Origin of the sequence: Steroidobacter flavus, from assembly GCF_042651805.1 — a bacterium.
GTDB classification, from domain to species: Bacteria; Pseudomonadota; Gammaproteobacteria; order Steroidobacterales; family Steroidobacteraceae; genus Steroidobacter; species Steroidobacter flavus.
Genome location: NZ_JBHSDU010000015.1, coordinates 196318 through 207811 on the forward strand (window position 1 = coordinate 196318; position 11494 = coordinate 207811).

The 11494-nt window shown below is 62.8% G+C and carries 10 protein-coding genes; 4 read left to right on the forward strand and 6 right to left on the reverse strand.

Annotated elements, in window-relative coordinates; genetic code table 11:
• Positions 1-84 precede the first annotated feature (84 nt).
• Positions 85-372 carry a hypothetical protein gene (locus tag ACFPN2_RS28710; RefSeq protein WP_380603111.1) on the reverse strand — a complete coding sequence of 96 codons (288 nt, stop codon included), beginning with the start codon at positions 370-372 and terminating at the stop codon, positions 85-87.
• A 186-nt stretch (positions 373-558) separates the two neighbouring features.
• On the opposite strand from ACFPN2_RS28710, the gene ACFPN2_RS28715 reads away from it, so the two are divergent.
• Positions 559-2715 (forward strand): carboxy terminal-processing peptidase, encoded by a 2157-nt coding sequence (locus ACFPN2_RS28715; protein ID WP_380603113.1) that lies wholly within the window; start codon positions 559-561, stop codon positions 2713-2715.
• A gap of 22 nt (positions 2716-2737) precedes the next feature.
• On the opposite strand, the gene ACFPN2_RS28720 is transcribed toward ACFPN2_RS28715, so the two are convergent.
• The 3 genes from ACFPN2_RS28720 to ppsR form a co-directional block, all read right to left on the reverse strand.
• A complete protein-coding gene (locus tag ACFPN2_RS28720; RefSeq protein ID WP_380603115.1) occupies positions 2738-3805 on the reverse strand; it encodes a hypothetical protein in 1068 nt (355 codons plus the stop codon).
• 28 nt (positions 3806-3833) lie between these two features.
• Positions 3834-4286: a DUF1249 domain-containing protein gene (locus ACFPN2_RS28725; protein ID WP_380603117.1), complete on the reverse strand. Its 453-nt coding sequence runs from the start codon at positions 4284-4286 to the stop codon at positions 3834-3836.
• Between the two features lie 122 nt (positions 4287-4408).
• On the reverse strand, positions 4409-5233 hold the full coding sequence (gene ppsR / locus ACFPN2_RS28730) for a posphoenolpyruvate synthetase regulatory kinase/phosphorylase PpsR (RefSeq protein WP_380603119.1): 825 nt from the start codon (positions 5231-5233) through the stop codon (positions 4409-4411).
• A gap of 91 nt (positions 5234-5324) precedes the next feature.
• Between ppsR and ppsA the strand changes: the two genes are divergently transcribed.
• Complete coding sequence (gene ppsA, locus ACFPN2_RS28735) at positions 5325-7694, forward strand: phosphoenolpyruvate synthase (protein WP_380603121.1); 2370 nt, start codon at positions 5325-5327, stop codon at positions 7692-7694.
• Between the two features lie 51 nt (positions 7695-7745).
• Here the strand turns inward: ppsA and orn are convergent, their stop codons facing one another.
• A complete protein-coding gene (gene orn / locus ACFPN2_RS28740; RefSeq protein WP_380603123.1) occupies positions 7746-8294 on the reverse strand; it encodes an oligoribonuclease in 549 nt (182 codons plus the stop codon).
• 83 nt (positions 8295-8377) lie between these two features.
• On the opposite strand from orn, the gene ACFPN2_RS28745 reads away from it, so the two are divergent.
• Both ACFPN2_RS28745 and rsgA read left to right on the forward strand, forming a co-directional pair.
• Positions 8378-9631 (forward strand): M48 family metallopeptidase, encoded by a 1254-nt coding sequence (locus ACFPN2_RS28745; RefSeq protein ID WP_380603125.1) that lies wholly within the window; start codon positions 8378-8380, stop codon positions 9629-9631.
• Entirely contained in the window at positions 9628-10557 is a 930-nt protein-coding gene (rsgA, locus tag ACFPN2_RS28750) for a ribosome small subunit-dependent GTPase A (RefSeq protein WP_380603127.1), read from the forward strand. Before ACFPN2_RS28745 ends, rsgA begins: the two co-directional genes overlap by 4 nt.
• A 15-nt stretch (positions 10558-10572) precedes the next feature.
• Here rsgA and ACFPN2_RS28755 read toward each other — a convergent pair whose 3' ends face one another.
• Positions 10573-11487, reverse strand: a complete 915-nt coding sequence (locus ACFPN2_RS28755; RefSeq protein ID WP_380603129.1) for an alpha/beta fold hydrolase — start codon at positions 11485-11487, stop codon at positions 10573-10575.
• Positions 11488-11494 lie beyond the last annotated feature (7 nt).

Consider the following 11494-nt stretch of genomic DNA (forward strand, 5'->3'; position numbering starts at 1 on the left):
GCGGTCCTGGCCGAGGGCGCCTTGAGGGTTTTCCCTTGGGTAAATTCGGGTGTAAAACCGGCGGCGCGGCCTCACTGTAGATCGTCATTCCGGCCAGTACAGTGCCGCGATGCCGGCGACCGTCGCCCACATCGCCAGCTGCGCCAGCCAGCGCCATTTCAAGGTCTTGAGCAGCCCGAGCAGGCTCGCTCCGGACACCGCTGCCAGTACCAGGAACACCCCGCTACTGCGCAGAAGCGCCGGGAACTCGCTGCCCATGGCCGGGTTGCTCCCCTTGAGGACCAGGAAAATGACCACCACACCTAGCAGACCGAATGTGATGGCGGCAGCCGAGCCGAAGATGATGGCGTTCAGGACGGCGAGCGGTCTCATGCGAGGCTCCCGTTAAAATCGTGCAACCCACGAGGGGTCCGTACTTGATCGGAGTGCAGCGTCTCTCTAGCCTTGCCCATAGAATGGATCTGTCCTGCCTTGCTTACGATTCAGGTTTAGGTCGAAATCGGGACCGGCCCCGCCTTTACGGCCGCGGCCCCCTCCCCCTGATGAGGATGTGAAACAGTGTATCAGTCGCCCTCGCACGAACCCGCCAAGCAGCGGCGCACGACGTTGATCTTCAGCTTGCCCGCGCTGCTGGTGGTCTGTGCGTTACTGGCCGGCACGGCGCAAGCGCCGGTCGCCAAGGCGGTTGCGACCGCGAACCCGCAGGAACTCTCGCCCACCGAACGCCAGCGCCGCGTCAGCAAGCTGGTCAGTAACGTGATCGAGCGCTCGCACTACCGCCAGTCGCCGATCAATGACCCGGTGTCCTCGCTGGTGCTGGACCGCTTCATCGAGCAGCTTGACGGCGGCCGCAGCTACTTCCTCGCCTCCGACATCGCCGAGTTCGAGCGCTATCGGTATCAGCTCGACGACGCGGTGGTGAACGGTCAGCTCGAGCCCGTGTTCGCCATCTTCAATCGCTTCCAGCAGCGCAATAAAGAACGCGTGAAGTATGCGGTGGACCTGCTCAAGACCGAGCCGGACTTCACCGTCGATGAATCCTTCGAGTTCGATCGCGCCAAGGCGCCGTGGGCCAAGACGCCCGAAGAGTTGAACGACATCTGGCGCCGTCGTGTGAAGAACGACGCGGTGTCCCTGATGCTCACCGAAAAGACCTGGCCGGAAACCAAGGACATCCTGCAGAAGCGCTACGAGCGCGTGGTCAAGCGCACCGAGCAGGTGACGAGCGACGACATCTTCGAAGTGTTCATGAATGCCTTCGCGCATGTCTTCGATCCGCACTCGAGCTACTTCTCGCCGCGCAATTCCGAGGAGTACCGCATTCAGATGAGCCTGTCGTATGAAGGCATCGGTGCCTCGCTGCAGCTCGTCGATGATTACGTGACCGTGCTCAACGTGCTGCCCGGCGGCCCCGCCGCGATCAACGGCACGCTCGGCGCGAACGATCGCATCATCGCGGTCGGGGAAGGCAAGAGCGGCAAGATGGTCGATGTGATCGGCTGGCGTCTCGATGATGTCGTGCAGATCATCCGCGGCAAGGTCGGCACCACCGTGCGCCTGAACATCCTGCCAGCCGGCGCCGCGCCGGGCTCGCCGGAGAAGGTGCTCGAGCTGCAGCGAAACAAGGTGTCGCTCGATGCGCAGGCCGCGCAGAAGGAAGTCCACACCATCAAGCGTGGCGATCGTGAGATGAAGGTCGGCGTGATCAACGTGCCGAGCTTCTATCAGGACTTCGAAGCCAAATCCTCCGGCGCCAAGGACTATCGCAGCACCACGCGCGACGTGCAGAAGCTGCTCACCGAATTGAAGGCCGAGAAGATGGACGCGCTGATCATGGATCTGCGCGGTAACGGCGGCGGTCACCTGACCGAAGCCACTGCCCTCTCGGGCCTGTTCATTCCCGCCGGCCCGATCGTGCAGCTGCGCGAGACCGGCGGTCGCGTCGAAGTGCTCGACGATCCGGAGCCGAACACCGCGTGGGATGGCCCGATGATCGTGCTGGTCGATCGCTATAGCGCGTCGGCCTCGGAGATCTTCGCCGCCGCGATTCAGGACTACGGTCGCGGCATCATCGTCGGCCAGCAGACCTACGGCAAAGGCTCGGTGCAGAACCTCTATCCGCTGGATCGTTATGCGCTCGGTCCCGATCCGGGCTTCGGCCAGCTGACGGTCACCATCGGCAAGTACTACCGCGTGACGGGCGAGAGCACCCAGCATCGCGGCGTACAGCCCGACATCTCCATGCCGACCGCCATCAGCCCCGAGGAAGTCGGCGAGAGCACGCGTGAAAGCGCCCTGCCCTGGGATCGGATTCGTCCGGCGGAATTCAGCAAGGAAGGTCAGCTGACCCCGGCCATCGCCGCGCTCGAGCAGACGCACGAGCAGCGCATCGCGACCGATCCGGACTACCGCTCGCTGCTCGCCGATCTCGACTCGTTCGAGAAGATCCGCACTCAGAAGAAGCTGTCGCTGAATCTGAAGACGCGTGTTGCCGAGCGCGAGCAACTGGAGCAGGAACGCTTGGGTCGCGAGAACGAGCGTCGTAAGTCGCGCGGTCAGCCGCCGGTCGCGAAGCTCGCCGACCTCACCGGTCAGGAGCCGCCCGATGCCGTGCTGGATGAAACGCTCGAGATCGCCGCGGACTTGAGCGGCATGAGCAATCTGTATCTGTCGCGCCTGAAGGCTCAGGGCGACCGGTCGGATTCGACGCAGTAACTAACAAACGATCAGGCGCTGCTCACTGCAGCAGCGCCTGATACAGATCCCAGTAATCGTCCACCAGGACGTTCACGCCTGCCTTGTCCTTGTTGCCCGTCTCCAGGCCCGATACCAGTGCCACGGGCACCGGCAACGTCCCGATCGAATCCGTCAGCGGCACCGTGTCCGCATCGCTGCGATAAGCGGCGACCGCGCGTACTGCGTCGGTGCGCTCCTTCAATCCACTGAGATCGTCTTTTTCGTTTTTGACGATGGCGAGCGCCTCGCGCAATAACATCATCAGACGCGAGCATTCCTCGCGCGTGCCATATTTCATATCGAACACGCGCTTGGTGGTCGTCTCCTTCGCGAGCACGGCCAGGCCGCCGCCGGACAACGTCACGACCAGCTGCTGCGCATAGGCGATCACTGCGGTATTCACGACGCGACGGCCGTCGATGGATATTCCCTCGAAGCCCGGCGCGGCCTTGTCTTCGAGCGCATTCCGGTCGTCGCTCAAATCGGTGACTTCGGTCGCCGCGAGATCCCATTGTTCACGCTCGGTCGCGATCTCCTCGCTGAGGCGCCGACGACGCGCGTAGTTCCAAAAGCCGCGCATCTTCTCGAGCTTCACTTCCTGCAGTTTCAACTGCGCTTCCATCATGTCGGCGCGCGAGCGTGCGGTCGCGATGCGTCGATCGAAATCGGCGAGCTGCTGACGACGCGCGCGATCGAATTCCAGCACCTGACGGCGCTGCTCGCGATCGGCCTGTTGTTGCTGAAGCTGTTGCGCGAAGCGTGCGACTTTCGCCGACGAGGCGCGCCACAGCGAGCGCAATTGGAAATAAACCAGACCGTGCGGGCCGGTCTCTGGATTGCCGAGAAATTCTTCGAGCTGCAACAGCTGCTCGCTGTTACGAACGTAGCTGGCTTCGTGTTTGTTCAGCTGCTCGATCAGCTTGTGACGCTCGTCCTGCAAGCGCGTCAGCTCTTTCTTCAGCTCGGCGCGATTCCAATAGAGCTGCAGCAGCCGTTCGTCTTCGGCAGGTTGACGCGCGCCCGGCGCGAGAAGCTGGCGCAGATTGCTCAGCCGATCGGAGAATTCCATAGCGGGCCCTGTACGGGCGTGGCAAACGTCAGGTCGCGGCTAGTGCGGGAAAGTGATGTCCGCGCTCGACGCAATAATCGAGCCATTTATTGAGCATGACGTTACGCAGCCAGCGATCGCCCAGATCGCGTGCCAGCTGCGAGCGCAGCGATTCGAGCATCGCATGACGATGCCAGCGTGCGCAGGCCTGCACTTCGGCGAGACGCGCATCGCGATACACGCGGATCAGCAGATCGGGATCGGCCAGCGGTCCCGCTTCATCGTCGAACACATAGGTGAGTCGCAGCGTGGTCGTATAGCGGCTGCGCTCCTCGATCGCCAGATGCAACGGACAATCGCCGTCGACCACGGAAATCTGCGTAGCCGCCGCGCGCTCCACGTCCGGCACCAGCCAGGCGAGACGAATGTAATTGCTCTCGTACAGCGACATCAGGCTGACGAAGCTGCCCGGACGGGCACGCCAGCTGACGGGGCAATTCACATCGGTTGCTGTAAGGGCTATCGACATGGGCCGAATATAGCACAGCAGTTTCGCACTACTGCCAGTGGTGTGTGACTTGCGTCACGGCGACGAACATGCATGCGACATGCGTGCCAAAACGCTTACGGACGCAGCCTGCGCTCGACACCCGTCCGGTCGAGAATGCGGCTGGCGATCTCTTCGATGGAACATTCGGTGGTGTTGATGCAGGGAATATCGTAACGACGAAAGATAGCCTCGGCCGTGCGCACTTCGAAGTCCACTTGTGAGGGCGAAGAATAGTTGCTGTTCGGCCGGCGCTCGTTGCGGATCTGTTGCAGGCGTTCCGGCGCGATGGTCAGACCGTACAGCTTGCGCTGATGCTTGGTCAGTGCCGCCGGCAGACGCCCGGTCTCGAGCTCCTCGTCAGCGAATGGATAATTGGCGGCGAAGACACCGTATTGCAAGGCCAGGTACAGGCACGTTGGCGTTTTACCGGTGCGCGAGACGCCGACCAGGATCAGGTCGGCGCGCTCGTAATCGCGCGTGACAGCGCCGTCATCGTTGGCCAGGGCAAAATTGGTGGCGTTGATGCGCGTGGTGTAAGCGCCGATATCCTGCATGCCGTGCGCCTTGCCCTGGGCACGCGAGGATTTGAGCTTCAGCTCCATCTCCAGCGGGCCCAGGAACGCGTCGAAGAAATCCAGGAACAAACCGTTGGCGAGCTTGATGATCTCGCGCAGGTCCTCCTGCACCAAAGTACTAAAAATCACGGGCCGGACGCCCTCCGCCTCGGCCGTCGCGTTGATGCGACGGACCGCGTCCTGCGCCTTGTCAACAGTGGAGATAAATGGCAGAGTCACCTGCCGAAACGCCTGCCCGTCGAACTGCGTCAGCAGGCTATGCCCCATGGTCTCGGCGGTCACGCCGGTCTGGTCGGACACAAAAAAAACCGTTCGTCTATCCATTCTTCTGTCGCCAAGACTCACGCGCGGTCGCGCATTGCGGTTAAAATCCCGGGGCTAAGTTCACTCGCTTGAGTGTCTACGAGGATCGCCCTTGACCGCTTACACAGTACCCTTCGAACAGCTCGGACGCCACGACGTCGACACCGTCGGCGGCAAAAATTCCTCGCTCGGCGAGATGATCAGTCATCTGGCCAAGATGGGCGTGAGCGTGCCGACCGGCTACGCGACCACCGCGCAGGCGTATCGGGACTTTCTCAAGCACGAGGGTCTGGCCGAGCGCATCTCCAAGGAGCTCGCCACGCTCGATGTGGAAGATGTCGAGAAGCTCACCGAGGTGGGTGCGAAGATCCGGCAGTGGATTCTCTCGACGCCGTTCCCGCCGCAGCTCGAGAAAGAAATTCTCGCCGGCTACGAGCGCATGGGCCAGGGTCGCGATGTCGCGGTCGCGGTTCGCTCCTCGGCCACTGCCGAAGACTTGCCGGACGCCTCCTTCGCCGGCCAGCAGGAAACATTCTTGAACGTGCGCGGCAAGGAAGCACTGATCAAGTGCGTGCACGAAGTGTTCGCCTCGCTCTACAACGATCGCGCCATCGCGTATCGCGTGCATCAGGGCTTCGCCCACGATGTGGTCGCGCTGTCCGCCGGCATTCAATACATGTGCCGTTCGGATGTGGGCGCAAGCGGCGTGATGTTCACGCTCGACACCGACTCCGGTTTCCGCAATGTCGTCTTCATCACAGCCTCCTACGGTCTGGGCGAAACCGTCGTGCAGGGCGCGGTGAATCCGGATGAGTTCTACGTTTACAAGCCGACGCTGAAATCGGGCCATGCCCCAATCCTGCGCCGGACTCTCGGCGCGAAAGCCATCAAGATGGTCTACGGCGAGCCCGGCAGCGGCGAGCGCGTAAAGACCGTCGATGTGCCGACCGAGGATCGCAACAAGTTCTCCATCGACGATGCCGACATTCTGGAGCTCGCCAAGCAGGCGCTCATCATCGAGCAGCACTACGGCTGCCCGATGGATATCGAGTGGGGCAAGGACGGCGAGACCGGCAAGATTTATATCCTGCAGGCGCGCCCGGAGACGGTGCAGAGCCGCGCCGGCCGCACCGTGCAACGCTACTCGCTGAAGAAAAAATCCAAGGTGCTCTCGAGCGGCCGTTCCATCGGTCAGCGCATCGGCGCCGGTCCCGCCCGCATCATTCGCGATGTGAAGGAAATGACGCGCGTGCAGAGCGGCGATGTGCTGGTCGCCGACATGACGGATCCTGATTGGGAGCCGGTGATGAAGCGCGCTTCGGCCATCGTGACCAATCGCGGTGGACGCACTTGTCACGCCGCGATCATCGCGCGTGAGCTCGGCATTCCCGCCGTCGTCGGCTGCAGCGATGCGACCGAGACGATCAAGGAAGGCACGGAAGTCACCGTATCCTGCGCCGAAGGCGACACGGGCTTCGTCTACGAGGGCTCCCTGCCCTTCGAACAGAAAATCATCGAGCTGGATGCGCTGCCGGCCATCAAGACCAAGATCATGATGAACGTCGGCAATCCCGACCGTGCGTTCGACTTCGCCGGCATTCCGCACAAGGGCGTGGGCCTGGCGCGTCTGGAATTCATCATCAATCGTATGATCGGCGTGCACCCGCGCGCCCTGCTCGAGTTCGACTCGCTCTCGAAGGATCTGCAACAGACCATCCGTCGTCAGATGAATGGTTACAAAGATCCGGTGAGCTTCTATGTCGACAAGCTGTGCGAAGGCATCGCGACCATCGCCGCCGCGTTCGCGCCGGAGCCGGTCATCGTGCGCATGTCGGATTTCAAATCGAACGAGTACGCGAATCTGATCGGCGGCCGTCAGTACGAGCCGCACGAAGAGAATCCGATGATCGGCTTCCGCGGCGCCTCGCGTTACGTCGATGAAACATTCCGTCCCTGCTTCGAGCTCGAGTGCCGCGCGTTGAAGCGCGTGCGCGAAGAGATGGGCCTGACCAACGTGCAAGTGATGGTGCCCTTCGTACGCACCGTGAAGGAAGCCGAGCAAGTCACGCAGCTGCTGGCACAAAACGGCCTGAAGCGCGGCGAGAACGGCTTGAAGGTCATCATGATGTGCGAGCTGCCGACCAACGCGCTGCTCGCCGATCAATATCTGCAGTTCTTCGACGGCATGTCGATCGGCTCGAACGACATGACGCAGCTGACACTCGGCCTTGACCGCGACTCAGCGATCATCGCCAAGCTGTTCGATGAGCGCGACGAGGCGGTGAAGGCGCTGTTGAAGCTCGCCATCGACGCCTGTCGCAAGCATGGCAAGTACGTGGGTATTTGCGGCCAGGGCCCTTCGGATCATCCCGACCTCGCGCGCTGGCTGGTCGAGCAAGGCATCGAGAGCATCTCGCTCAATCCCGACACCGTGGTCGAGACGTGGCTGTTCCTGGCCGGCGGCGCGGTGGCCGCGAAGTAACGTCGTCACATCGCGGCGGCAGGCATCCCCTGCCGCCGCGACTTTAAGTCGTCAAGCCCGCAGGAAATTCGTGCGGTAGTGCTGCAACTCGCGAATCGAGTCGCGAATATCGTCCAGCGCCAGGTGGGTCGAGCTCTTCTGGAAGCTGCTGTACACCTCCGGCGACCAGCGCCGCGCCAGCTCCTTCAGCGTGCTCACATCCAGATTGCGGTAGTGAAAATACCGCTCCAGATTGGGCATCTCGCGCGCCATGAAACGGCGGTCCTGACAGATGCTGTTGCCGCACATGGGCGACACGCCGGGCTCGATCCAGCGGCTCAGGAACTCCACCGTCTGGCGCTCGGCCTCCTCGACGGTGATGGTGCTGGCACGCACGCGGGCGGCGAGGCCCGAGGTGCCATGCTGGCGACGGTTCCAGTCGTCCATGGCGTCCAGGATCTCATCCGACTGATGGATGGCCAGCACCGGCCCCTCGGCCAGGGTATTCAGGTGCTTGTCGGTGACCACGGTGGCGATTTCGATGATGTGGTCGGTGTCGGGCTTCAGGCCCGTCATTTCCAGATCGATCCAGATGAGTCGGGTCGGGTCGCGGTCGGTCACGGTACGTTCTGCCAGAAGTAGTTTCGTTGCCTCATCATAGCAGCTGACGCTAGAGTGCCCGGGCACGGATTGAGATCACCTAAATGCATTGGTTTACCGGATTGTTTCTAGTGCTGCTGCTCGCCTCCACGGCCATGCGCAGCTGGCTCAATCAGCGCCAGGCGGCTGCCGTGCGCCGGCACCGCGACCGCGTGCCCGAGGCGTTCGCCGAGCAGATCGACCTGCAGGCCCATCAGAAAGCCGCTGACTATACCGTCGCCGGCGCCGGCCTGAATCGCTGGGATGTGCTGCTGGATGCGGCTGTCGCCCTGTTGCTCACCCTGGGCGGCGGCATCGACACCATCGATCGCTGGTGGCAGGCGGCGGGCCTGTCGCCGACCTGGCACGGGACCGCGGTGGTACTGTCGACTTTCTTGATAGTCGGTGCCATCGGCCTGCCGCTGTCTCTGTGGCGTACTTTTGGTATCGAGGCGCGCTTCGGCTTCAATCGCACCACGCCGGGGCTGTATATCGCCGATTTATGCAAGAGCCTGGGTCTGAGCCTGCTGCTCGGCACGCCGCTGATTTTCGTGATCCTGTTTCTGATGCAGCAGGCCGGCGCGCTGTGGTGGCTGTTCGCGTGGGCGGTGTGGGTCGGCTTCTCCGTGCTCATGACCTGGGCGTGGCCGGCGATCTTCGCGCCGCTGTTCAACAAGTTCACGCCGGTCACCGATGACGCCCTCAAGCAGCGCACCGAAGCGGTTCTGCAACGCTGCGGCTTCGCCTCCAAGGGCGTGTTCAAGATGGACGGCTCGCGCCGCTCCTCGCACGGCAACGCCTACTTCACCGGCATCGGTCGCAACAAGCGCATCGTGTTCTTCGACACGTTGCTCGAGCGTCTGCAGGTCGCCGAAGTCGAAGCCGTGCTCGCGCATGAGCTCGGACATTTCCGGCTGCATCACATTCGCTCGGGGTTGATCCTGTCGGTGGTGATGGCGCTGCTCGGCTTCTTGCTGCTCGATGCGTTGATGCGCTGGCCCGCGTTCTATGCCGCGCTCGGCGTGAGCGCACCCTCCACGCACGCCGCGTTGTTGCTCTTCATGTTTGTCTTGCCGGCGTTCACTTATTTCCTCACGCCCATCGGTGCGTGGTGGTCGCGCAAGCACGAGTTCGAGGCGGATGAGTTCGCCGCTCAGCACGCGGATGCCAGCGAGCTTGCGAGCGCCTTGGTGAAACTGCATCGAGACAATGCGAGCACGCTCACGCCCGATCACTTGCACTCGGCGTTCTACGACTCGCATCCGCCCGCGCTCGTGCGCATCTCGCGCCTGCAGTCGCTGGCCACGCAGCGCTCATGAGCGACGCGGCTGAGACGACGGCGCGAGTCACCGAGTCGTTCGGTCGTCGCGTCATCGTCGAGACCGCCGCCGGCGAGCGCATGTCGGCCGAGCTCTTCGGCAAACGACTGACCTGCGTCTGCGGCGATGAAGTCACGATTCGCGGCCCATCACAAAGCAGCGGCGATGTCGCGAAGGTCGTGAGCGTCGCGCCGCGCCGATCGTTGTTTGCTCGCACGGACAGTCGGGGACGCACCGAACCGCTCGCGGCGAACCTGTCGTTGGTCATCGTGATCGTCGCACCCAACCCCGAGCCGGATTTATATATCGCCGATCGTTATCTCGCGGGCGCCGCGCTCGCGGGCATCTCGGGCGCATTGATCGTCAACAAATCGGAGCTGCCGGGTGCCGAGGACGCTGAATTTCAAGAACGCGTGACCGACTACGAGCGCGCGGGCTATCCGGTGCTGCGAGTCTCCGCGAAGAACGAGCCGACGGTTGCGCCCGTGCGTGATTTGCTCGTCAATCAAAGTGCGATGCTGGTCGGCCAGTCCGGCGTCGGCAAGTCCACGCTCACCAATCGACTGGCGCCCGAATCCGAGCGTGCCACGCGTTCGTTGTCCGACTCGACCGGTGAAGGCCGACATACGACGGTCTCGACTGCGTTGTTCCGTCTCGCCAGCGGCGGTGAGCTGATCGACTCACCCGGCGTTCGCGACTATGCGCCGCCGCCGGTCGAAGATGCGCTGGTGCAAGTTGGCTGGCCGGAACTCTTGAAGCTCGCGCCCGAGTGCCGATTCAACAACTGCCTGCACCTTCGCGAGCCAGGTTGCGCGGTGCTGGCCGCGCTCGCCGAGAACACGCTCTCGGCGCGTCGTTACGAAAGTTACAAACGACTGCTCAACATCATGCGGGGGCTCGCGCCGGAGTACGAACGCCGGCGCTGATCCTCGCTTCTTGCGTTACTGCCACGCGCTCGCTTTGGTCTCACCGTTCAGGAACGGCAGCGTCGTGCTCACGAGCTCGGGGGCGAGGAAGATGTCGTAGTGCGTGTGATTGGGCAGGATCGCCAGGCGATTCTGCGACAGGTTCTCCCGCATCCAGCCGGCGTCCTTCAAGCCGCCGCCGAGCAGCTGATAGAACTTCACGACGTGCTCGGGCCGATACATATCCGAGTCGCCGAACACCAGCATCACCGGCATCTTCAGCTTCGCGACATCGGGCGAGTAGTCATAGCCCTGTTTCATGAAGTCGCCGATCGCGGTCAACAACTTCGGGAAGTCATCCGGCTTCGGTGCCACCGCAACGTAACCTTTGTACATCGGCGTGTCCTTCATATACTGGAAGGCCTCGGCGTTCACCTGCCCCTGCTGTGCCCGGATCTCGGGATAGAAACCATCGGACGCATAGCCCGCCGACACCAGCACCAGACGACGCACGGTCTGCGGATGCTGGACGGCGAGCCTGAAGCCCACGCCGCCGCCGAAGGAATAACCGAACACGTCGATCTGCTTGTAGCCGAGCTTCTGCACCAGGGCGTTCATGTCATCGCCCATCGCTTCGAGGTTGAACTTGCGCGTGCCGAGCTCGGTGCGACCGTGCCCCTGCAAATCGACCAGCACGACCTGTCGCTGGCTCGTGAGCGTCGGCAGCAGCGGCGCAAACATGTCGCTCGAGCCCAAGCCGCCATGCAGGAGCAGCAGGGGCTCACCCTTGCCGCGAATCTCGTAGTAGTAATTGATGCCGTTGACGGCGAGGCGCCCCGACTTGTCGGGCGCCGTGATGGCCGGTGGGGCGGCCGGGCTGTCCGCCAGGGTGGGAACTGCCGGTGCAATCAGTGCCGTCGCAGCCAGGATCCGGGTCAGCAAGCGCTTCATTGCTCGA